This window comes from Candidatus Delongbacteria bacterium (assembly GCA_041675285.1).
Classification (GTDB): domain Bacteria; phylum CAIWAD01; class CAIWAD01; order CAIWAD01; family CAIWAD01; genus CAIWAD01.
The window spans coordinates 1-21525 of record JBAYTZ010000010.1 but is presented as its reverse complement, the minus strand read 5'-3'; the positions used below and the strand labels follow the sequence as shown (position 1 = coordinate 21525).

At 69.0% G+C, this 21525-nt stretch carries 18 protein-coding genes; 10 read left to right on the top strand and 8 right to left on the bottom strand.

Features of this window, described 5'->3' with window-relative positions:
• Position 1 precedes the first annotated feature (1 nt).
• Complete coding sequence (locus WC326_10770) at positions 2–937, top strand: FlgD immunoglobulin-like domain containing protein (GenBank protein ID MFA7331540.1); 936 nt, start codon at positions 2–4, stop codon at positions 935–937.
• 24 nt (positions 938–961) lie between these two features.
• On the opposite strand, the gene WC326_10765 is transcribed toward WC326_10770, so the two are convergent.
• Both WC326_10765 and WC326_10760 read right to left on the bottom strand, forming a co-directional pair.
• Positions 962–1522 (bottom strand): DUF523 domain-containing protein, encoded by a 561-nt coding sequence (locus WC326_10765; protein ID MFA7331539.1) that lies wholly within the window; start codon positions 1520–1522, stop codon positions 962–964.
• An 85-nt stretch (positions 1523–1607) separates the two neighbouring features.
• On the bottom strand, positions 1608–2066 hold the full coding sequence (locus tag WC326_10760) for a helix-turn-helix transcriptional regulator (GenBank protein MFA7331538.1): 459 nt from the start codon (positions 2064–2066) through the stop codon (positions 1608–1610).
• A gap of 350 nt (positions 2067–2416) precedes the next feature.
• Between WC326_10760 and WC326_10755 the strand changes: the two genes are divergently transcribed.
• Both WC326_10755 and WC326_10750 read left to right on the top strand, forming a co-directional pair.
• Positions 2417–3469, top strand: coding sequence for a class I fructose-bisphosphate aldolase (locus tag WC326_10755; protein ID MFA7331537.1), 1053 nt, complete (start codon positions 2417–2419; stop codon positions 3467–3469).
• A 170-nt stretch (positions 3470–3639) separates the two neighbouring features.
• Positions 3640–5259 (top strand): ATP-binding protein, encoded by a 1620-nt coding sequence (locus tag WC326_10750; GenBank protein MFA7331536.1) that lies wholly within the window; start codon positions 3640–3642, stop codon positions 5257–5259.
• 208 nt (positions 5260–5467) lie between these two features.
• Here the strand turns inward: WC326_10750 and WC326_10745 are convergent, their stop codons facing one another.
• Positions 5468–6955: an MATE family efflux transporter gene (locus WC326_10745; protein MFA7331535.1), complete on the bottom strand. Its 1488-nt coding sequence runs from the start codon at positions 6953–6955 to the stop codon at positions 5468–5470.
• Between the two features lie 148 nt (positions 6956–7103).
• Between WC326_10745 and WC326_10740 the strand changes: the two genes are divergently transcribed.
• The 7 genes from WC326_10740 (at position 7104) to WC326_10710 (ending at position 14326) form a co-directional block, all read left to right on the top strand.
• The gene (locus WC326_10740; protein ID MFA7331534.1) at positions 7104–7613 is read left to right on the top strand and encodes a hypothetical protein; all 510 of its coding nucleotides are present in this window, start codon (positions 7104–7106) and stop codon (positions 7611–7613) included.
• A 15-nt stretch (positions 7614–7628) separates the two neighbouring features.
• Positions 7629–8111, top strand: a complete 483-nt coding sequence (locus WC326_10735; GenBank protein ID MFA7331533.1) for a rhodanese-like domain-containing protein — start codon at positions 7629–7631, stop codon at positions 8109–8111.
• On the top strand, positions 8108–8566 hold the full coding sequence (locus WC326_10730) for a MauE/DoxX family redox-associated membrane protein (protein ID MFA7331532.1): 459 nt from the start codon (positions 8108–8110) through the stop codon (positions 8564–8566). Before WC326_10735 ends, WC326_10730 begins: the two co-directional genes overlap by 4 nt.
• A gap of 6 nt (positions 8567–8572) precedes the next feature.
• Positions 8573–9367: an alpha/beta hydrolase gene (locus WC326_10725; protein MFA7331531.1), complete on the top strand. Its 795-nt coding sequence runs from the start codon at positions 8573–8575 to the stop codon at positions 9365–9367.
• A complete protein-coding gene (locus WC326_10720) occupies positions 9364–10248 on the top strand; it encodes a DMT family transporter (GenBank protein ID MFA7331530.1) in 885 nt (294 codons plus the stop codon). Before WC326_10725 ends, WC326_10720 begins: the two co-directional genes overlap by 4 nt.
• 530 nt (positions 10249–10778) lie before the next feature.
• Positions 10779–12620 (top strand): ABC transporter ATP-binding protein, encoded by a 1842-nt coding sequence (locus WC326_10715; protein ID MFA7331529.1) that lies wholly within the window; start codon positions 10779–10781, stop codon positions 12618–12620.
• A complete protein-coding gene (locus WC326_10710; GenBank protein MFA7331528.1) occupies positions 12617–14326 on the top strand; it encodes an ABC transporter ATP-binding protein in 1710 nt (569 codons plus the stop codon). The genes WC326_10715 and WC326_10710 overlap by 4 nt, the downstream gene beginning before the upstream one ends.
• Before the next feature lie 122 nt (positions 14327–14448).
• Here the strand turns inward: WC326_10710 and WC326_10705 are convergent, their stop codons facing one another.
• The 5 genes from WC326_10705 to WC326_10685 all read right to left on the bottom strand — a co-directional run bounded on the left by WC326_10705 (position 14449) and on the right by WC326_10685 (position 21069).
• Complete coding sequence (locus WC326_10705; protein ID MFA7331527.1) at positions 14449–15723, bottom strand: glutamate-cysteine ligase family protein; 1275 nt, start codon at positions 15721–15723, stop codon at positions 14449–14451.
• Positions 15720–17201, bottom strand: coding sequence for a RimK family protein (locus tag WC326_10700; GenBank protein ID MFA7331526.1), 1482 nt, complete (start codon positions 17199–17201; stop codon positions 15720–15722). The genes WC326_10705 and WC326_10700 overlap by 4 nt, the downstream gene beginning before the upstream one ends.
• Positions 17202–17204: 3 nt before the next feature.
• Entirely contained in the window at positions 17205–17909 is a 705-nt protein-coding gene (locus WC326_10695; GenBank protein MFA7331525.1) for a hypothetical protein, read from the bottom strand.
• 79 nt (positions 17910–17988) lie between these two features.
• The gene (gene hisC, locus WC326_10690) at positions 17989–19077 is read right to left on the bottom strand and encodes a histidinol-phosphate transaminase (GenBank protein MFA7331524.1); all 1089 of its coding nucleotides are present in this window, start codon (positions 19075–19077) and stop codon (positions 17989–17991) included.
• Positions 19078–19725: 648 nt separating this feature from the next.
• The gene (locus WC326_10685) at positions 19726–21069 is read right to left on the bottom strand and encodes an alkaline phosphatase (protein ID MFA7331523.1); all 1344 of its coding nucleotides are present in this window, start codon (positions 21067–21069) and stop codon (positions 19726–19728) included.
• Between the last annotated feature and the right edge of the window lie 456 nt (positions 21070–21525).

Below are 21525 nucleotides of genomic sequence, written 5' to 3'. Positions count from 1 at the left end.
CATGCGCAACACGCTCTGCCTGCTGGCCTTGTCCCTGATCGGTTTGGCCGGCGCGCCCCGGGCCCAGCTGTCCGAACTCTGGTCGGTGTCGGAAAGCGAACTGGTGGTGAGCTGGCTCTGGCCCGACCTGAACGGCGACGGCGTCCAGGAGCTGATCATGGAGGACGGCGTGGGCAGCTGGTTCTTCGACGGCACCAGCGAGTACGAGCAGGTCTGGTACGTGGCGGACCCCAACAGTTCGGCCAACACCATTTTCGGCCTCTGGCTGCAACAGGACGGCTGGTGCGTCTTCCGGCAGCAGAACAGCACGGACCAGCAGGCCCGCCTGCACGTCTACGCGGCGGGCGCGGCCACGGAATCCTGGAACACGGGCCTCCTGCCGGGCAACGTCACCGAGGGCGGGATCGGGGATTTCGACGGCGACGGCCAATTGGAATTGGCCTGGTCCTGGCATTCCTGGGACGGCAGCGCCTGGACCAGTCAGTGGACCGTGCGCAACCTGGCCACGGGGGCAGTGGAGCTGGCCGTCCAGACGGGCGCGGGCTACCTGTCCGGCCCCTGGACGGGCAACGTGGAGGGTGACGCCAGCGAAGAGCTGCTGCTGAACTGGTACTGGAATACTGGCCTTTCCCAGGTGTTCTGTTGGGGCCGCGTCGACACGGCCCTGGCGCCCCAGTCCCCGACCTCGCCGGGCCTGCGGACCTGGCCCAATCCCTTCAATCCGCTCTGCCACATCGACGTGGCCGCGGAAGCGGGCGTGGGCAGCGTGGGGATCTTCAACCTGGCAGGAGAGGAGGTCCGCCGCCTGCCCCTGACCACGCCGGGACGCGCGAACCTGATCTGGGACGGGCTGGACCAGCGGGGCCGCCCGGCGGCCAGCGGCACCTACCTGGTGCGCGCGGGGGACCGCACCCGGCCGATCACCCTGCTGCGCTAGCGGGCAAGCCGGCCGGGCGGCCGGTCAGCAGGCGGGCGGCGGCCGCAGGCGATGGCGCCGCTCCACGGCCTGCAGGAAGTGCGTGCGCCGCGCCGGATCAAGCAGCTCCTCGTCGTTGATCAGCGGAAAGGTCGGCTCGCAGGCCTTCAACGCCCGCACCCAGAAGCCGTCCCCCTGGGAATGGGCCGCCCGGCCCGGCGCGCCGGGCCAGGCCAGCGCGGCGCGCTGCCCGAAGACCTCCACGTCGCCGACCCCGCAGCTGGGGGAGCGCGCCTTCAGCACGGCTCCGGCCGCGCCGTCCTTCAGCAGGATGCGCGCGAAGTCGCGGCACCAACTCTCCATCTCATGGGTCCAGTCCCGGCCGCTGACCCGGTCCACCAGACGCAGGCGCTCCTCCTGCAGCAGGGCGATGGGCGGCCGCGGCACGCCCATGCCCACGTCCTCCTCGGGACAAACGTCCAGCAGGATCCAGCCGGCGGGCAACAGGCCAAGCCCTGGACAGGGTCGGCTGGCGCCGTCGTAGCGGCAAGCCACGCCCCGCAGGCAGCGGCTGACCAACAGGGTGGGGGGAGACAGGCTGGGCATGGGCCATCCTTTGATTCCAGGGGCGGAAACAAAGAACGCCGGCGGGGGCCGGCGTTCTTCTTGAAGTCCTGCGGCAGGGCCAGGGTCAGCCGGCGGCCTTCTCAAGCCGGACCAGGTAGACGTCGAACTCGTCGCGGGTCATGTCCTGGGCGGCGCCCAAGGCGAAGGCCACAGCGTCGAAGCTCTGGATCTTGTGACACAGGCGCTGGATGCGCAGGATGTCATCCTGGGTGAGCTTGAAATTCAGCCGGTTGTTGGCCAGCCAGGTGTTGACCTCGTCCTCGTACTCCAGCCCGCGGACCAGGGTCCAGACCCCGTTCAGCTTGAAGTACTTGGACAGCCGGTCCAGCACACGCAGGCTGGGGCTGTGGTCCGGGTCGTTGAGGATGGATTGGACGCTGCCCACGCCGATGCCGGCCTGCTTGGCGAGGCGGATGATGCCGATCCCCTTGCCGTCGCTGTTGTCGTTCATCAGCTTGCGCAGCGTTTTCCCGACCTGGGTGTGGATCACCCGGGCTTGTGGATCAATTCGCTTTCGTTGCATAGTCGTCCCCATTACTTATTCCAGGTGCGATAAGGCGAACCCGCCAGCACGTGCCCGCTAGCCAGCGCTGACAGCAGTCATGGATGCATCAAAACCTGTCGATGTGCCCGTTTCAGGTGTCCTGATAAGGCTCCGGAATATACGGATGCAATCAAGGAGTAGCGAGGGTTCCCGGTGAGGTTTTTCTACCTTCTCCGCGCGGAAAAACCCTCTTGGCATGCGGCCCGGAGGGGAAGATTCGCCCCGGACGGCCGGTTCCGCCCAGACTGGGCGTGCACGGCGGGCTTCCGGTGCCGGGTCGGGCCGGGCGGTCCGGCCGCACAGCCATCCAGCTCCAAGGAGAGACCAGCATGTTCGAGCAGATCCTGTCCCAGCTTGGCCCGGAAGCGTCCTGGCTGCTGGAGCACAAGTGCGCCACCGTGGATCGCAGCCGCCTGATCCTGCCGGGTCCCGAGCACGTGGACCGGGTCTTCTCCCAGAGCAACCGCAGCAACCGCGTCCTGCGCCAATTGCAGTGGCTGCACTCCACGGGCCGGTTGGGCGGCACGGGCTACCTATCCATCCTGCCGGTGGACCAGGGCATCGAGCACAGCGCGGGCGCCAGTTTCTCCCGCAACCCCGACTACTTCGACCCCGAGAACATCGTCCACCTGGCCATCGAGGCCGGCTGCAACGGCGTCACCTCGACGCTGGGCGTGCTGGGCATCGTCAGCCGCAAGTACGCGCACCGCATCCCGTTCGTGGTCAAGCTGAACCACAACCAGCTGCTGACCTACCCCAACACCTTCGACCAGATCATGTTCGCCCAGGTGGACCAGGCCGTGGACATGGGCGCCGTGGGCGTGGGCGCCACGGTCTACTTCGGCAGCGAGGAGAGCAACCGCCAGATCCTGGAAGTGGCCGAGGCCTTCGCCTACGCCCACCAGCGCGGGCTGTTCACCATCCTCTGGTGCTACATGCGCAATCCGGCCTTCGTCCAGCCGGACAAGGACCTGCACGTGGCGGCGGACCTGACGGGCCAGGCCAACCACCTGGGCGTCACCATCGAGGCCGACATCATCAAGCAGAAGCAGCCCGAGTGCAACGGCGGTTTCCCGGCCCTCAAGTTCGGCAAGAGCGATCCGCGCATGTACGGCGAGTTGATCACCGACCACCCGGTGGACATGGTCCGCTGGCAGGTGGTGAACTGCTACATGGGCCGGGCAGGAATGATCAACTCCGGCGGCGCCTCGGGCCAGAACGACCAGGCCCAGGCCGTGCGCACGGCCGTGATCAACAAGCGCGGCGGCGGAATGGGCCTGATCCTCGGCCGCAAGGCCTTCCAGAAGCCGCTGAAGGAGGGCGTGGAGATCATCCACGCCGTTCAGGACGTCTACCTCTGTCCGGAGATCAGCGTGGCCTGAGGGCCGCCTCACATCGACCCCACCCACTCCCCCGGTCTCCCGCCGGGGGAGTTCTTTTTTCCTGCCCCCTAAATCCGCGCCGCGGCTTTGTCGATAGCCAGTTTCACGGATTCCCAGCTTGACGTCGCCGGGATCCGACCCCCTCACGTTGACCAGATCGCGAGACGTACATGACCCTGAACCCCATGTATGACCCCGGACCGGCCACCAGCCAGTTTCTGGTGCAGAACCAGGCGCGCCTGCTGACCCTGCTGGAACATCTGTCCACCGGCGTCCTCACCGCGGATGCCAACGGACTGATCCGGATGGTCAACGGGGCCTTCCGCCAGATCCTGGGCTGCTGGAGCGGTGGACCGGGCCAGCCGCTGCGGCAGTGCGCGCCGCTGGTGATGGGCGGCGTGGGCCACGAGCTGGATGAACTGGTGCGGCTGGGCAAGGAATTCGACCGGGAGCTGGTCCTCCACCAGCCCGGCGGCGTGCGCCGCACGCGCCTGCAGGGGCGGCTGGTGCCCAACATCGCCAACCAGGTGACCGAGTACCTGCTGCTGCTGGAGCCGCCCACCGTGGAGCGGCTGGACGACCTGGAGCGCGCGCGCCTGGAGCGCCTGCTGCGGCGCAGCCAGCGGATGGAGAGTTTCGGCCTGCTGGCCGCGGGCATCGTGCACGACCTGAACAACGTGCTGGCCTGCATCCTGGGGGCCTCGGAGCTGCTGGATTCGCTGGTGGACCCGCACGCGGCCGAGGCGCCGCTGGTGCGCCAGATCGGCGAGGCCACCCAGCGCGGCGCCCTGATGACGCGCAAGGTGCTCTCGCTGGCCCGGCTGGAGGAGGGCGGGCGCGAGGCCATCAACTTCAACCACGTGATCCACGACGTTATGGTCCTGCTCAGGCGCAGCGTGGACCCGCGCATCGAGATCCGCATGAACCTCCACCCGGCGGCCATGACGGTCCACTCCGACACCACCACGCTGCATCAATTGCTGATGAATCTCTGCGTCAACGCCCGGGACGCCATGCCCGACGGCGGCGAGCTGCACGTGTCCTCCGGCTGGTCCACCCTGCGCGAGCTGCGCGAGGAGGCCAGCGAGCCCGGGGAGTGCGGACTGAGCCTGGGCTCCACCTCCCTGCTGGACGGCCGGGCGGACAAGGTTCTGGTGCGCGTGGAAGTGCGGGACACGGGCACGGGCATGGACGCCGACCTGTTGCCGCGGATCTTCGACCCCTTCTTCACCACCAAGGATGACAGCAGCGGCACGGGGCTGGGGCTGGCCATGGTGCAGAAGACCGTGGAAGAATTGGGCGGACGCCTGCAGATCAAGACGCGCCGCGACTGGGGCACCAGCATCCGGCTCTTCTTCCCCTGGTACGATCAGGCCCTGCCCAAGGCACCGACGGCGGAAGGCAGCCAGCGGGAAGTGGTGACGGGCCGCGGGCGGATCATGGTGGTGGACGACGACGAGGTGGTGCGCACCACCATGTGCGACCTGATCCGCACGCTGGGCTACGAGGTCCAGGCCATGCCCGACGGCCTGGCGGCGGTGGAGGCCTTCCTGGAGTCGCCCAACGCTTGGGATCTCGTGCTGCTGGACCTGATGATGCCGCGAATGGACGGCGTGGAGGCCCTGCGCCGGATCCGCGCCGTGCGCGGGGACCAGCCCGTGCTGGTGGTGACGGGCTTCGCCGGGCCGCAGAACGTGCAGAAGCTGGAGCAGATCGCCCGGGTGCCGCTGCTGATGAAACCGATCCAGATCCGCGAGCTGAGTCGCCACATCGCGCAACTGGTCAACTGATCCACCCCTGGTTCAGGCAGAGCAAGAGGGACGGGCTGAGGCTCGTCCCTCTTGTTTGCATCCGGGCAGTCTCACCACAGAGACACAGAGAGTTTTATGGATGGAATAGGTCGGGCACGATGGCGGAAGACAGGATCCAACGAAAGGCGTGACTTCTTCCTCTCTATCCGTGTCTCTGTGCCTCTGTGTCTCTGTGTTGAGTCTTCGCTCAGCCGCGGGAGGCCGCCACGCGCCGGCCCAGCTCGCGCGTGCGCCGGGCCGCCTGGCCAGGCCAGTCCGCGCCCAGGAAGAGCAGGAGCATGCCCGTGCCTTTGAGGGCGCAGGAGATGAGGATCGCCGCCCAGACCGCGTTGATGCCCCAGTCGGTGTGGGCGACCAGGAAGTAGGCCAGGGGAATGCGGGCCAGGTTGCCCGGCACGGTGATCCAGAGCGGGTAGCTGGAGATGCCCGCGCCGGTCATGCCTTCGGAGAGGATCAGCTCGAGGATTTGGAACAGGTTGGCCACGGCCGCCAGCCGCAGGTACATGGCGGAGAGGCGGATCAGCTCCGGATCGTCGGTGTAGATGGAGCAGAGGTGTTCGGGGACCAGGGTCCAGAGCAGGGAGAAGGCCAGGGCCAGGGGCAGGGCGGCCAGCAGCACGCGCAGCACCGAGGCCCGCAGGTGGCGGCCCAGCAGGCTGGGTTGCAGGGCTTCGCTGCGCAGGCTGTCGCGACCCATGGCCTCGCCGGTCAGGGCGCTGGCCGCGGCCCCGAAGCCCACCAGCACCATGAAGCCGATGGACTCGTTGCCCCGGATGCCGATGCCGATCACGCCGAAAGCCTGCTGGCCGAACTGCGAGAGCACGCGGTTCAGGGCCATGAAGATGCCGGAGTAGAAGCTGACCGAGGCGGCCACCGGCAGGCCCACGCGCAGGATCTCGGCCCACAGGCCGGGCTCCAGCCGCCACTGGCCGCGGCCGGGCAGCCGGCGCCGCAGGCGGGCCACCCAGCGGTCGTCCACTCCCGCCGGACGGGGATTGAGGCGTCCACCCAGGAGGAACATGCCCGTACTGCCTACCACGCCGCGGGTGAGCACGCTGGCCAGGGCGATGCCCCGGATGCCCGCGCCGAAGACCAGGATGGAGAGGGCGCTCAGGCTGGCGTTGAGGAACACGCCGCCCAGCTGCAGGCGAAAGGGCGTGCGCGTGTCGCCCATCCCGATGAAGATGCCGTCGCTGACCATGGCCAGGCTCATCAGGGGGAAGCCGGCGTAGATGCGGCGCAGGTACTCGCTGCCCAGCCGCAGGGTCTCGCCTTCGCCACCCATGGCCGCCAGCAGACGCGGGCTGAAGAGCATGCCCAGGCCGCCCATCAGCAGGCCCAGGCCCAGGCTGAGCAAAACGCCCTGCAGCGCGGCCCGGCGCAGGCCCTGCCGGTCCTCCATCCCGCGCAGACGGGCCACGAGGCTCAGCGTGCCCTTCTGCACCAGGGCCATCAGGCCGGCGTTGAAGATGGTGACCATCACCACCAGGCCCAGGGCCGAGGTGGCCTCGGGACCGATGAGCCGGGCCCAGAGGAAATCGTTGATGCTGAAGAGGGTGTTGAACAACGCGCTGCCGGCGGCGGGAAGCGCGAGCCCGTAGACGCGCCGCCACGAGGGTACGGCGAAGTCAGCGGGGGGACGGATGGCCTCCGTCAGGCTGCGGACGAGGATCAAGCGGAACTCCTGACGGAACCTGTCGGCGGTCCTGGACGTTGACGGCGTTCGCAATATGGAAATGCGGGCTCGAAGTCGCCCCGCGGCCAAGACGGATAGGCCGCCAGCTTGGAGCCCGTGGCGTCCATCGTATATTGGCGCCATGTGGATGCTGATCGTACTCGTGCCCTTCAGTCTGTTGGGCCTGGCCAGTTGCGTGGTCCTGGGCGGGCCGCGCCGCTACAACCTGCTGGCCGGCGTGTTCGGGCTGGTGCTGCTCTGGGGCTGGCTGGTCCTGGGCTGGTGGCTGGGGCTGGGCTGGCTGCTGCTCTACGGCGGCCTGCGGCTGGGACTGATCGTGGACTACTCCCGGCGCCGCAAGGCGACGGAACAAGGCGTGTCGGGCGCGGCCCGCTACCTGAGTTTCCTGCCGCATGAGAAGGGCCGCCAGGGACTGGTGCTCTGGCTGCCGCCGCTCAAGGTGCCGCTCTACTGGGCGGTCAAGCGCTTCAAGGGTCCGCTGCCCGCCATGGGCGTGGCGGGAACGGGCCGCGGATCCGGCGGGCAGATGCTGCTGCCGGTGCTCAACCAGATCTTCGGCCAGAGCCGGGGATTCCGAATCGACACGCGGCACCTGCCCGGCCAGACGGGGCCGGCCATGGAAATCCGCTGCGACTGACCTGAAAGGACTCTCATGACCACGTGGAAGCAAGTGGCCCTGATCGGGGTCATCGGACTGGCCCTGGCCTTCTGTGTGAACACGTTGCGCGGCGCCACCAAACTGCCGCTCAAGCCGGCGGCCCAGCTGACGGCCAAGGCGGGCGGGGCGGACACCCTGGCGGTGGCGGCGGCCAAGCTGGCCGTGATCGGCTTCGAGGAGGCCGACGCCCTGCACCGCAAGGAACTGGCCACCTTCGTGGACGCCCGCGAGCTGGAAGACTTCGACAAGGGCCACATTCCCGGCGCCGTCTGCCTGCCCGTGGACCAGTTCCGCGCCGGCAAGCAGAAGCTGATGGCTCCCAAGGGCAGCCTCGTGGTGGTCTACTGCAGCGGCGGGGAATGCGAATCCTCCCACGACCTGGCCCGCCTGTTGGGCAAGGCCGGGTTCAAGAAGGTCCGCGTCTACAGCGGCGGCTACGACGAGTGGGAAGCCCTGGGTCAACCGGTGGAGAAATGAGTCGTCGTCCCTCCACGTCCGCGCTGATTCTGGTCTGGGCCTGCCGGCTGGTGCTGGGCGGGCTCTTTCTCTTCGCCGCCTACGGCAAGATCCTCAACCCGGCGGAGTTCGCCGCCGCCATCCGCAAATTCCATGTGCTGCCCTACGACTGGAGCAACCTGCCGGCCATCGTCCTGCCCTGGATCGAGGGGCTGGCGGCGCTGCTGTTGATCACGGGTCCCTGGCGGCGCGGCGCCGTGGTCTGGCTGGGCGGCCTGCTGGTGGGCTTCCTGGGACTGTTTGCCTGGGTGCTGATCATGGGCCTGGACGTGGACTGCGGCTGCTTCGGCAAACTGGGCGTCTACATGAGCGTGCTGGCCGGAGACGTGGGCTGGAAGTCCATCCTGCGCAATCTGGTCCTGCTGGGCATGGCGGGCTGGATCTGGCGGCACGATCTGCGCCACGCGCGGCGCTGACCCCCGATGGAAGCCCGCTGTCACTGGATCGCCACGCCGGCCGGCCGCCTGCACGTGGAGGAATGGGGTCCGCCTGACGGCCGGGTGCTGCTCCTGCTGCACCACGGCGGGGACGGCTTCGCCCACGGACCCTGGCCCGCGCCCTTTCCCGACCTGATCACGGCTGCGCCTCCCTGGCGCCTGCTGCGCGTGGACCGGCTGGGCTACGGACTCAGCGACCCGCGTCCGGCCGGCTTTCCCGCCGGCTTCTTCCAAACCGATCTGGAGCAGCTGGAACTCGTGCTGCAGGCCCTGGCGCCGGCGGGTCCGCTGACCCTGGCGGGCACCAGCGACGGCGGCACCCTGGCTCTGCTGGCCGCCGCCCGCTGGCCGGAGCGCGTGGCGGGCGTGGCCGTGGAAGGGGCCCACTACCGCACGGAACCGGCCAGCATGATCCCCACCCTGCTGGACATGCAGCGCCGCTTTCAGGAGAAGCACGGCCCTCCGCACGCCGCCGAACCGCCCCAGCACGCCACCCTGCGCGCCTGGTTCTCGGGCTGGCTGGAGATCTGCGCGCAGGGCTGGAGCATCGCGGCGGAACTGGCCGCCGTGCGCTGCCCCGTGACCGTGCTCCAGGGTGAGTTGGACGGCGTGGTGGAGGATCGGCACGCGTTCGAGCTGGCCGCCCTGCTGGGTGGACCGACCCGTGTGCGCATCCTGCCGGGCGGCGCGCACCTCAGCCAGCGCAGCCACCCGGAGGCCTGGGCGGACTGGTTGCTGGAGTTCCTGGGCGACCCGCCCGGCGCGGATTCCCGCGCATGACCCCGCGCTTCAAGGCGGAACTCAACCTGGCGCTGATGTGCGTGATCTGGGGCAGCACCTTCTCGCTGGTGCGCGAGAGCCTCTCCGGCACGGATCCCTGGCTCTTCCTCAGTCTGCGCTTCGGGCTGGCGATTCCCGCCTGTCTGCTGATCTTCGGCCGCCAGCTCGACCTGCGCGACGCCGTCACCCGGCGCCGCGGCCTGGGCCTGGGCGTCGTGCTCTTCCTGGCTTTCCTCACCCAGACCCTGGGGCTGCAGACCATCAGCGCCTCGCGCTCGGGCTTCCTCACGGCGCTCTACATCGTGCTGGTCCCGCTGCTGCTGGCCGCCTGGAATCTGCGCCGGCCCTCGGCGCGCTCGCTGGGCGCGGCGGGCGTTTCCCTGGCGGGCGTGGCCCTGCTCAGCGGCCTGAGCCTGGGGGGCGAGCCGCTGGTCCTGGGCCCGGGCGAATTCTTGACCCTGCTCTGCGCCCTGCTGTTTGCGCTGCAGATCCTGCTGGCCGACCGGCTGCCCGTGGCGGGCAAGGTCTGGAGCCTGCACTTCTGGCAGATCGCCACCGTGGCCGCGCTCTCGCTGGCGGGCTGGCTGCTGCTGGGCGAGGCGCGGATGCGCCTGGACAGCCAGCTGGCGGTCTCGCTCTTCATCAACAGCGTGTTCGGCACGGTGGTGGCGCTGGGCCTGCAGCTGCGCTACCAGCCGGACACCACGCCGGAGCGGGCCGCCCTGGTCTACTCCTTCGAGCCGGTCTTCGCCGCGCTGATGGCCGTCTGGATCCTGGGGGAGAAGCTGGGCCCGCTGGAGTGGCTGGGCGGCGGCCTGATCCTGCTGGCCCTGCGCCTGGCTGATCCCGGGCCGGCGGAGACTCATCCTGGTCCGGTCTGAGGCCAGGGATCGGGATTCCACCACAGAGACACAGAGGCACAGAGTTCAGACTGGACCTGGCCGGGGTTGGAATTGGATCGTCCGAGAATCCAGTTGCGCACGCAGCCTCCAAGGCTCGAAGACGATTTGTGTCACACGAGGGGAAGGTCTTTGGAGCTTTTTCCACAGAGACACAAAGACACAGAGACGGAGTTGGATCTCGCTGTGTCTCTGCGTCGAGTTTGAGTTTCGCGCACTCAGTCATTGATCATTCGAAGCACTCGCATCCTCATCCTTCGGCTGGCGTGCGCTACACACTCGCCTCCGCCTTCTACCCTCCAATCTTGTCTCTGTGCCTCTGTGTCTCTGTGTTGATGGGCATTGGTGGTTGGTTCTGGTGATAGACCCCGCCCGGGCGAGTCTTGACAAAGGTCATAGGCTCTGCTAGGATGAAGCACACGCCTTGACCCAGCCACTCCGTCGGCGCCGGCCTCTTGCCGGCTCTTTTTGTGCGGACTCCGGCCGGTGCGGCGCAACCCGGAGATGGCTGGATGTGGTGGGACCGCGACAACGAGACGGAGGCCCAGGCGGGCGCGCTGCCCACCTGGGGCATGCTCCGCCGCGTCCATCCCTACGTGCGGCCGCACCTGCCCCGCTTCGGGCTGGCCCTGCTGCTGGCGCTGGCCGGCGTGGGCCTGATGCTGCTCCAGCCGGTGATCTTCAAGCGCATCGTGGACGTGGACTACCCGGCCAAGGACATGGGCGGGCTGCTGACCAGCGTGGGCGTCTACACGGCCTTGCTGGCGCTGGGCACGCTGTTCTCCGGGTTGGCCACGGTGCTGCTGGGGCGGGGCGGCGTGGAAGTCGTGAACGTGATCAAGCGCGACCTCTTCGCCAAGGCGCTGGCGCTGGGCCTGCCCTGGCTTGAGTCCAAGCCCGTGGGCACGCTGGTCTCGCGCATCGAGTCCGACAGCCAGCGGCTGGTCAACCTCACCTCCACCATGGCCGTACGCATCCTCAGCGCCACGGTGATGATCTTCGGCAGCGTGCTCGTCGTCTCCCGCGTGGACCACCGGCTCTTCCTGATCTGCGCCGCCGTTCTGCCCGTGATGGTGGGCGGCACCTGGTTCATCTTCGGCCGGATGCGCGCGCGCTTCCGCGAGGAGCGCCGCCAGTACGCCAAGATCACGGGCGAGGTGGCGGAGTTGGCCCCCGCGGCGCGGCTGATCCAGGCCTTGGGCGTGGAGGCCTGGGCCGAGGAGCGCCTGGCCGGGCACAACCGCGGCTACAAGCGCTTCGTGGTCCGGCTCAACCTGCTGGAGTACTCGCTCTGGGGCGGGATGGGCCTGATGCAGATCCTGATGACCTGCCTGGCCCTCTGGCTGGGCAGCGCCTGGATCGCCGACGGGAGCATGAGCGCGGGCACGCTGGTGATGTTCGCCCAGTACGCGGGCATGATCTACTGGCCGATCATCGAGCTCTCCGAGCAACTGGCCGAGATCCAGCGCGCCGGCGGCGCGGCGGACCGCATCTTCACCATGCTGGACACGCCGCCCACGGTGCCAGCGCCGGCCGATCCCAAGCCGCTGCCCGCGCGGGCCGGGCGGGCCGGGCGGCTGGAGTTCCAGTCCGTCTCCTTCGAGTACGAGGCCGGCAAGCCCGTGCTGACGGACTTCAACCTGGTGGTGGAACCCGGCGAGACCGTGGCCCTGGTGGGGCCCACCGGCGGCGGCAAGAGCACGATCCTCAATCTGGTGACCCGTCTGCGGGACGTGAGCGCGGGACGCATCCTGCTGGACGGGACGGACATCCGCGAGTTCGATCCGCGCGAGTACCGGCGGCTCTTCGGCCTGGTGCTGCAGGACCTCTACCTCTTCCCGGCCAGCGTGGAGGACAACCTGCGCGCCTTCCGGCCCGAGGTGCCCGCCGAGCGCGTGCGCGAGGCTGCGCGGGTGGCGGGAATCGAGGAGGAGATCCTGCGCCGGCCCCAGGGCTACGCCGCCGTGCTGGCAGAGCGCGGCGCCGACCTGTCCTACGGCCAGCGTCAGCTGCTGGCCCTGGCCCGCGCGCTGGCGGTGGATCCGCCGATCCTGGTGCTGGACGAGGCCACCAGCAGCGTGGATCCGCGCACGGAGCGCCACATCCAACGCACGCTGGAGCTGCTGACCCGGGGCCGCACGACGCTGGTGGTGGCGCACCGACTCTCCACCGTACGGCACGCCGACCGCATCCTGGTGGTGCGCGGCGGCACGGTGGCCGAGCAGGGGCGGCACGCCGAGCTGCTGGCCCTGGACGGCCTCTACGCCGAGTTGCTGCGCACCCAGCAGGCGCATCACGGCGCGGCGGCCATCCTGCCCGGACCCGACGAGGGCGAGACGGAGGCGGCGGCATGAGCGCGCTGCGCAAAGTGCTGCGCTGGTTCGCCCCCTACTGGCGCAAACAGCGGCGCGGGATGGGCCTGGTGCTGCTGCTGACCGCCCTGGGCGTGGCGGCCAGCACGACCTATCCGCTGATTTTCAAGTTCGTGCTGGACGAGCTGGTGCAGCAGGGCGACCCGCTCAGCGCGCGCCAGTGGGTGCTGGCCCTGCTGGGCGCCGGGCTGCTCCAGCAGATCCTCCAGTGGCTGCTGCCCGTCTCACGCGCGGCGCAGAACCTCGAAAACGCGATGGAGATCCGGCTGGGCCTGTTCCGCCGAATCCTGCGCAAGACGGCGGCCTTCTTCTCCCGCTTCCGCTCCGGCGATCTGGTCACGCGCCTCACGGACGACATCGACGTGGAGGACAAGCTGGCCTGGTACTCGTGCTCGGGCGTGTTCCGTCCCATCGAGGCCATCCTGCGGCTGGTGTTCTCGCTGATCGTGATGATGAGCCTGGACTGGCGCCTGACCCTGTTCAGCGTGGCGCCGCTGCCGCTGGTGGTCTGGCTGATGACGCGCACCGAGCACCTTCAGGAGAAGCATTACGGCGAGCGCCAGAAGCGCACCAGCGAGACCGTGGACGTGCTGGAGTCGGCCTTCAGCGGCGTGCGCATCGTGCTCTCCTACGCGGCCGAGAAGGCCCAGGACGCCCTGTTCCAGACGGCCCTGGAGCGGCGGATGAAGAGCGAGAAGAACGTGCTGACCCTGCGCGCCGTGCTCGAGGGGCTGGGCTCGCTGCTCAACCAGAGCGGCGTGGTCATCGTGCTCTTCGTGGGCGGCGGCTACCTGATCAGCGGGCGGATCTCGCTGGGCGATTTCTACGCGTTCGTGGCCTACCTGGGCAGCCTGACGGGGCCGCTCTGGACCATCTCGTGGTTCTTCGTCTCCACCAACGTGGTCTCCAGCAGCGTGGACCGCATGTCCCAGGTGGAGGCGCTGCCCGAGCGCGAGCCGGGCCGCGCGGCGCCGGACGACGCGCAATGCCTGCATCTGAGCGGCCTGAGCTTCGCCTGGACGCCCGAGGGTCCGCCGCTGCTGGACAACCTGAGCCTGGTGCTGGCGCGCGGCGAGACCGTGGCCGTGGTGGGTCCGGTGGGCTGCGGCAAGACCACGCTGCTCGAACTGGCAGCGGGGATCCAGGAGCCGGGGGCGGGCGAGGTGCGGCTGGACGGGACCCCCGTGCAGCAGCTGACCTCCGCCGTGCGCAGCCGTCGGCTGGGCTGGGTGCCCCAGGAGAGCCTGCTCTTCTCGGGCGAGGTCGCGGACAACGTGAGCCTGGGCCGGGCCGGGCTGGAGCAGGCCCAGGTGGAGGCCGCCCTGGCCGTGGCCTGCGTGGAGACGGAGTTCCCTCCCGGCCGGCGCATCGAACAAGGCGGCGTGGGACTCTCCGGCGGCCAGCGTGGCCGGGTGGCCCTGGCGCGGGCCGTGGCTGCGCGGCCGGACTTCCTCCTGCTGGACGACGCCACAAGCGCCCTGGACGCCACCACCGAGCGCCGCTTCTGGGAACGCCTGCGCGACCAGCTGCCCGAGACCGGCGTGCTGGTGGCCACCCATCGCGAGGCCACCGCCCGGGTGGCCGACCGCGTGCTCTGGCTGGAGCAGGGCCGGATCCTGCACCAGGGCCGCCACGACGAACTGCTGTCCCGTGAGCCGGGCTACCGCGAGCTCTTCGCCAAGGAGTAGCGGCAGTCATCACGTCCCGCCACGTCACCCACGACGCAGCCTGACACATCCTCCCGGATCGACTTGCCGCTCTGCTGTCCCTAACGCATGTGGTGCTGCAGCATGCGCGGCGCCGATCCCGCCTAGGGCAGGAAGAGCCGTCCCTGCGCCAGGCAGTCCGCCAATTCCCCCCACACCTCCCGCAGGCGCGGCCGGTCCGGCTCGGGCCCCAGCGCCTCCAGCAGCCGGCGGGCCAGCGGGCCGCGCTCGAGGATGAGATCCAGGTTGCCCGATTGCTCGTCATCCAGCCGCGGGCGTTCGGCCAGGATCCGGCGCCAGAGTTCGCCCGCCTCCAGCGGGTGTGACACACCGAAACAGGCCAACAGGGCGGGATCGGTGACTCGGGCGCGCTCACCGTCGCGCGCGCAGACCCAGAGCTGCGCCGCCAGGGTCTCGGTGTCCAGGGCCTGCTGCGCGGCCAGCGGCGCCCAGCGCTCCTGGATCAACCAGTCCAGCCCCTGCACGATGGCCGCGGCCACGGCCTCGTCCGCCGCCGGGCACTCCTGCACGTCCACCACGCGGATCTCCAGCGCCATCCGGTCGTAGCGGGCGATGGCCCCGCGGGAGTTCAGCCACTCATGCTGGAGGAGACCCTCCGGGTCCAGCGGTGCGATGTCGGCCCAGATCCGTCGGAAGATGCGCTCCTCGTAGTCCCGGCGGTTCCAGACGGGCTCGGGCACGACCAGGCCGGCGATGGACGGGATGCGGGCCTGGTTGCCGCGGTAGACGTCCAGGCGGCGGTCCAGCCAGCCCGTGAGACGTCCATCGAGCACGGGCGAGCTGGCGGCCAAGGCGGGAATCAGCGGCAGCAGCAGGCGCACGGCGGCGTGCAGGCGCGCAAACTCGGCGTCGCCCGAGAAGGCCAGATTCAGGTGCGCGCTCTGCAGGTTGCTCCAGCCGTGGCCCCGGCAGCCAAAGATGCGGTCGTAGGCGGCGTAGATCTCGCGGTGGCCGTGGGGCCAGAGTCGCGTGTCCCGCTCCGGGTCCAGCCAGGGGTGCATGGCGCCGGGCAGGAGGCGCGCCCCCAACGGCTCCAGCAACCGATTGGCCAGCGACACCTGCTGTTGGAAGCCCGCCGCCAGCCCGCTCAGCGCGGGGACGGGGCCGACGGTCTTGAATTCCACCACGTGCAGCACCAGCTCGTTGGACCAGCCGAAGACGCCCGCCTCATCCGCTCCGGGAGCGGCGAACTCCACGTCGTCCACGGCCGCGCCGGGCTCGCCATCCGTCCGCGCGCCGGGTTCGGCGGCGGCGGCGGCCAGCAGCCGGTCCGCCAGGGGCAACGGATCCAGCGAGCGGGCGTCCACGATGATGTGCTCCAGCTCCAGGCCGAAGCCCGTCAGCAGGCCCGGGGTCATGCGCTCCAGCCTCCCGTCTTGCTCTGTTCGATGCGGCGCAGGAAGACGCGCATGATCCGCAGGTAAAGTTCGTCCTTGAGGATCTCGTCCTCGAAGCCGGCGTCGATGTTGGGATTGTCGTTGACCTCGATGACCACGAACTGGTCGCCGATCTGTTTGATGTCCACGCCGTAAAGCCCGTCGCCGATCAGATTGGCCGCCTTGAGGGCGATCTTCATCAGCGGCGTGGGCGCGTGCTCGACAGGGATCGAGTCCACCCGGCCGTAGGTGGGATCGCCGGTCTCGTCGTCGTGGCGCACGATCTGCCAGTGCTTGTCCGCCATGTGGTAGCGGCAGACGAAGATCGGCTGGCGGTCGAAGATCCCCACCCGCCAGTCGAAGGTGGTGGGCAGGTAGGACTGGGCGATGAGCAAGTCGCTCTTGGCGAACATGCGTTGTGCCTCGACCTGGAGCTCCTCCAGGCTCTCCGCCTTCACCACGCCTTGGGAGAAACTCGAGTCGGGCTGCTTGAGGATGATGGGCAGGCCCAGTTCGCGCTCCACGTCCGGGCCGATTTCCTTGTAGCAGATCAGCGTGCGCGGCGTGGCCAGCCGGTGCTTCTGCAGCAGCTCGGCCAGGAAGACCTTGTTGGAGCACTTGAGGATGGAGACCGGGTCGTCCACCACCACCAGACCCTGGGCCACGGCCCGGCGCGCCCAGCGGTAGGTGTAGTGGTGGACGTTGGTTGTGTCACGGATGAACAGCGCGTCGAACTCCGCCAGCCGGCCGCCATCGTCACGCGAGATCACCTCGGTGGCCAGGTCGAGGGACTCCGCCGCGCGGACGAAGTGGCGGATGGCCCGGGCGTTGGAGGGCCGCTGGACGGCCTGCTCGTCCCAAAGGATGGCCAGGTCGTAGCGCCAGCGGTGGCGGGGCCGTGTCACACGCTGGCTGCCGGCGAAGAAGTCCAGGATGCGTTCGTGCACGAAGCTCAGGTGCTCGGCGGGAATCTCGCTGGCGGCCAGGGGCCGGATGCTCTGCAGGTGCCATCGCTGCTCGGCCTCGTGCCAGGAGAACTGCGCCTGCAGGAAGGGCGCCTGGAAGGACTTGAAGAGTTGCTGGCAGAGCCGGTCGTACTTGCGTGCCAGGTTGCGGCCGAAGTAGATGCTGAGCGTGAATTCCTTGGAGCGCAGCCCGGCCAGGGCGCGCTGGATGTCCTCGTCCAGCTCCTCCGAGTGCAGGCGCAGCATGGCGCTGCTCTTCAGGTCCTGGATGGTGGTCAGGTCCGGGAAGGGCCGGTGGCCGCGGGCCTCCGCCAGCAGGCTGACGTAGTAGCCCGTGCTCTGGTAGCGGTAGGAGCGGCAGAGGTTGAAGATCCGCAGGTTCTTGCGCTCGATGGCCGCCGGACTGGTGAGGTAGTCGCGGGCGGCCATCAGCTCCACCTTGGCGGTGGAGAGCGGCCAGTCGGCCGGGTTGTTCACGACGATCAGGACATCCATGGCTTACTCGTTTCTGTGACGCGGACGGATGATCAGGAAGTTGGCGTCATGGGTCAGCACGCCCAGCAGGATGGCGCCCTGCACGCGATCCATCGGCACGTGGTAGTAGGGGTTGTCGGCCAGCGGATGGTGCTGGTAGGGGTCGGCCACCTGGACCAGCCCGCCGGGCTTGGTGCCGCTGAGCAGCACGAAGTGTCCGGTGGGCGTGCCGCAGAGGTCGTCCTCTTCCTCATCCTCCTCGCGTTCGCGCATGGAGTGGTAGAGGTAGGTGGAGCTCAGCCCGGTGAGGATCGGCTGGCCGCGGTGCAGAAAGCCGCGCAGCAGGTGCTTGGTCAGGTCCTCGAAGCGCAGCTCGCCGCCCAGCTGCAGGAAGCGCAGGTAGGCCTCGGTGGCCACGCTGAGCCGACTCTTGTTCTTGAACAGCGCCTGCTCGCGCAGCCGGCGCGGCAGGTCGGGCACCGGCGGATGGAACCAGGTGGGGTCGAAGAGGTGCAGGTTGTAGGTGTAGAGCGTGGCCTTGTAGCCGCGCTCCAGCGCGTGGTTGGCCAGGAAGACGGCCAGCGTGCCGCCGCCCCGCACGCGCGTGATCTCCTTCACCAGGCGGGGCAGCGGGATCTCGTCGCCGAAGTAGTGATAGATCGCCTGCAGGCAGGTGGGGCCGCAGGCCGTGTCGTCGGGCTGGAGCTGGATCTCAAGGCGTCGTTCCATCGACACACCGTTTCGGGGTTGTGGAAAGACCAGCGGACCCGGGGCGAAGTGCGGCCGGATCCCGAACCGGAGGCGGCCCCTACCAGGCCTTGAGCGCCTCGCCGAACTCCTCGATCTCCGCGGGCAGGCCGGTGGAGACGCGGATGCAGTGCGGCAGCCGGAAGGCGCCCAGCGGCCGGACGATCACGCCGCGCAGCAGGCAGTGGCGCGCGAAGTCGTCGGCCTGTTCGGGGTCGGCCAGCGGGAACATGACGAAGTTGGCCTGGCTGGGCGCGCAGTTCAGGCCCTTGGCGTGGAGCAGCTCTTCCAGCCGCGCGCGGCCCGCGGCGTTCAGGCGGACGGTTTCGTGGAGGAAGGCCGTGTCGGCCAGCGCGGCCACGCCCGCCGCCTGGGCCGGGACGCTGGGTTCGAAGGGCAGCTTGACCTTCATCAGGTTGGTGATCAGGTCGCCGTGGGCCAGTCCGTAGCCCAGCCGCAGGCCGGCCAGGCCGTGGCTCTTGGAGAAGGTGCGCAGGGTGAGCACGTTGTCGAAGCGGTAGAGCAGGCTGTCCGGGTAATCGGCCTCCGGGGCCACGTAGTCGATGTAGGCCTCGTCCAGCACCACCAGCGTGTGCTCGGGCACGCGCTGCATGAAGCGGCCGAACTCCGCCCGCGTAAAGATGGTCCCGGTGGGGTTGTTGGGGTTGGCCAGGTAGACCAGCCGCGTGTGCGGGCCGATGGCCTCGGCCAGCGCCTCCAGGTCGAAGGCGTAGTCGCGCAGCGGCACCGTGCGCAGGGTGACGCCCCGGCTCTGGGCCAGCACGTAGAAGCCCACGAAGGTGCCCTCGCTGGTGAGCAGCTCGTCGTCGTCCTCCAGGAAGGTGCGCAGGATGGTGGCCAGGATGCTCTCCGAACCCGCCCCGCAGACGATGTTCTCGCGCCGCACCTGGTGGTGCTCGGCCAGCGCGTCGCGCAGCTCCAGCGCGCCTACGTCCGGGTAGCGCGCCAGCTCGGCCAGACTGCGGCGCACGGCCTCCAGCGCCAGCGGACTGGCGCCGCGTGGGTTCTCGTTGGAGGCCAGTTTCACCACGTGTTCCAGCCCCAATTCCTGCTGCACCTCGCGGATGGGCTTGCCGGGTTTATAGGGCATCAGGTCGCGGATGTGGGCGGGGACAAGCGGGCGGGACATGGCGACTCCGGTTTTGCTGGGGGCAAGATGGCATCCGGCGGGCGCTGGCGGTACGGAGGGGGTGGGGAATTCGACACGGGCGCGGGCGATCCACCCGTGAGCCCTGGGCTGTCAGGTCCGCTGGACGAACCGCAGTACGTGCTCTGGCACCGGCCTGGCACTGACCTGGCACCGGCCTGGCACCGACCTGGCACCGGCTTGGCACCGACCTGGCACCGACCTGGCACCGGCTTGGCACTGGCCTGGCACCGGCCTGGCACTGGTCTGGCACGGGCCTGGCACGGGCCTGGCACGGGCCTGGCACCGCTTGATCCCGGCTTGGCCGGGACCCGTGATTTCCACCTTTCTGCTTGCGCCAGAAAGGTGGAGCCAAAGAGGCGCTTTTTCTCAGCGGCCGTAACTAGGCGGCCTCACGGCCGCCGTCAGACAGACGGCCGAGCGGTGTGATTCCTGGTGCCGTGTAGTTGGTTCGCGCTTCGCGCTTCACCCAGGTTCTGGTTCAGCCATGCGGGCTTCACCTCACGCAACCTTCTCGTCATCCCCCGGCTTGACCGGGGGATCCCATCACAAGGCTGTCATTTCGGCCGCGGATGCGCAGCTGTTAATGCTGCTTGACAGTGCTCTGGCACCGGCCTGGCACCGACCGGATCAGGGATGCAGGGGCGGATCCGCCGGCAGCCAACGCCCGAACATGGTTAGATGCAGCATGCGATAGATGTCCGTGTTGTCCGTGTTGGTGGGTAGCCGGTCCGCATGCAGGCCGTGGGCCCGCGCCACCACGCCGCCGCCCAAATCCTCGGCACTGGCCCAGCAAATGCCGAAGCGATGGCGGGTGCCGAAGCGGTCCGGGGCGGAGAGGAAGGGCGCCGTGCCCCGGCCGTCCACGCCGTCCCAAGGCGCTCCGTTGCCGTCCCACGGCTTGAGTTGATCGGACAGGCTGGACTCCGACACCGGCACCACGTCCATGCCGCCCGCCTCGCTGTCCGCCGCGGTGAGCAGCAAGGTGTCCGGGTGACGGTGGATATGCTCCAGCGCCACGCCGATGGCCGCATCCGCCCGGCGCAGGGCCTCCAAGGTGCCGGCCGCGTTGTTGGCGTTGGCGAAGTTGTCCGTGCCCTCTTCTTCCAGCACGACCAGGAAGGGCCGCCCCCGCGCGGTCAGCAGGGCCAGGGCCTTGGCCAACATTTCTGCCACCGTGGGGGCGTCGTCCCGGTAGAGGGGCAGCCCCTTCACCTGCAGGCTTTCCTCGGGTTGGTCGTGGAAGGTGTGGAAGGGGGCGAAAATGCCCAGCACCCGTCGGGTGCTGTCGGGCAGTGCCAGCAGCTCGGCGCGTGTGAACACCACGGAATAGCCCAACTCCCGGGCCAGTGCGATGACATCTAGTCCGTCCTTGCGCACCCCCGGTTCGCCAAAGTGGCCGGTCATGCCCTCGGGCAACAGCAGGGTCTCGCCGCCGGAGAACAGGATGTCCACCCCGCTGCGCACCACCTGCACGGCGATGGTGTCCGTGTCCGTGCGCAGGCGGCTGTTGGCCACGAAGGCCGCCGTGCCGGGCTCCCCGATGTGGCCGCTGTTGATGAGGGCTGTTCCCATGCCCGCGTCCCGCGCCTCCAGCAACACACTTCGATCGCTGCCGGAGAGAGCGGTGAGCGGCCGCGCCGGATGGCTACCGAAAGCCTTGTGGCGGGCCTTGACCCCGAACGCGTGTGCCGTGGCGCCACCGTTGGAACTGGAAACGGCGCTGTTGGCCAGGTGGCCCCGGTACAGGCCCATGCGCTCCAACTGGTCCCAATTCAGCTGGCCGTCCGGTCCCTGATCCAGCAGACGCAGGGCTGCCCAACTGGACAGGCCGCTGCCGTCGGGGTGGATGAAGATGGCGCTGCCGGTGCTGTCGCTGTCCATTGGCTCACCGGCATAAGCCAATGCGGCCATGCCCAGCCAAGCCAATGACCTTAGGATGACTCTCACTTCCAGACGCAGATGGCGGGCCATGGCGGACTCCAGGATTGTGGACGCGGCCCCAGCGCCACGACGGCGGGCAAGGTGCGCCGGGCGTGTGAGGGCACCATGAGTGGCAGGGGACGATGGGCTTTGGTCAGGCGCATGGACCGCTTATGGCCAGATTGCCAAGTCCGGTGGACATTTTGCGGAATGTGCTCTGGCACCGGCCTGGCACCGCTTGATCCCGGCTTGGCCGGGACCCGTGTTTTCCACCTTTCTGCTTGCGCCAGAAAGGTGGAGCCAAAGAGGCGCTTTTTCTCACTCGGCCTGACCGGCCGTCCAGACTCAGCCCGCCTCCCGGCGGGCTTCCGCTGGCGGCAGATTGGCCTTCCTGCAACCGTGTAGCTGGTTCGCGCTTTGCGCTTCACCCAGGTTCTGGTTCAGCCCTGCGGGCTTCACCTCACGCAACCTTCTCGTCATCCCCCGGCTTGACCGGGGGATCCCATC

What these genes read in the sequence shown, in the direction of transcription:
- WC326_10770 (MFA7331540.1), top strand. Translation starts at nt 2, where the DNA reads ATGCGCAACACGCTCTGCCTGCTGGCCTTGTCCCTGATCGGTTTGGCC.
- WC326_10765 (MFA7331539.1), bottom strand. Translation starts at nt 1,522, where the DNA reads ATGCCCAGCCTGTCTCCCCCCACCCTGTTGGTCAGCCGCTGCCTGCGG.
- WC326_10760 (MFA7331538.1), bottom strand. Translation starts at nt 2,066, where the DNA reads ATGCAACGAAAGCGAATTGATCCACAAGCCCGGGTGATCCACACCCAG.
- WC326_10755 (MFA7331537.1), top strand. Translation starts at nt 2,417, where the DNA reads ATGTTCGAGCAGATCCTGTCCCAGCTTGGCCCGGAAGCGTCCTGGCTG.
- WC326_10750 (MFA7331536.1), top strand. Translation starts at nt 3,640, where the DNA reads ATGACCCTGAACCCCATGTATGACCCCGGACCGGCCACCAGCCAGTTT.
- WC326_10740 (MFA7331534.1), top strand. Translation starts at nt 7,104, where the DNA reads ATGCTGATCGTACTCGTGCCCTTCAGTCTGTTGGGCCTGGCCAGTTGC.
- WC326_10735 (MFA7331533.1), top strand. Translation starts at nt 7,629, where the DNA reads ATGACCACGTGGAAGCAAGTGGCCCTGATCGGGGTCATCGGACTGGCC.
- WC326_10730 (MFA7331532.1), top strand. Translation starts at nt 8,108, where the DNA reads ATGAGTCGTCGTCCCTCCACGTCCGCGCTGATTCTGGTCTGGGCCTGC.
- WC326_10725 (MFA7331531.1), top strand. Translation starts at nt 8,573, where the DNA reads ATGGAAGCCCGCTGTCACTGGATCGCCACGCCGGCCGGCCGCCTGCAC.
- WC326_10720 (MFA7331530.1), top strand. Translation starts at nt 9,364, where the DNA reads ATGACCCCGCGCTTCAAGGCGGAACTCAACCTGGCGCTGATGTGCGTG.
- WC326_10715 (MFA7331529.1), top strand. Translation starts at nt 10,779, where the DNA reads ATGTGGTGGGACCGCGACAACGAGACGGAGGCCCAGGCGGGCGCGCTG.
- WC326_10710 (MFA7331528.1), top strand. Translation starts at nt 12,617, where the DNA reads ATGAGCGCGCTGCGCAAAGTGCTGCGCTGGTTCGCCCCCTACTGGCGC.
- WC326_10705 (MFA7331527.1), bottom strand. Translation starts at nt 15,723, where the DNA reads ATGACCCCGGGCCTGCTGACGGGCTTCGGCCTGGAGCTGGAGCACATC.
- WC326_10700 (MFA7331526.1), bottom strand. Translation starts at nt 17,201, where the DNA reads ATGGATGTCCTGATCGTCGTGAACAACCCGGCCGACTGGCCGCTCTCC.
- WC326_10695 (MFA7331525.1), bottom strand. Translation starts at nt 17,909, where the DNA reads ATGGAACGACGCCTTGAGATCCAGCTCCAGCCCGACGACACGGCCTGC.
- hisC (MFA7331524.1), bottom strand. Translation starts at nt 19,077, where the DNA reads ATGTCCCGCCCGCTTGTCCCCGCCCACATCCGCGACCTGATGCCCTAT.
- WC326_10685 (MFA7331523.1), bottom strand. Translation starts at nt 21,069, where the DNA reads ATGGCCCGCCATCTGCGTCTGGAAGTGAGAGTCATCCTAAGGTCATTG.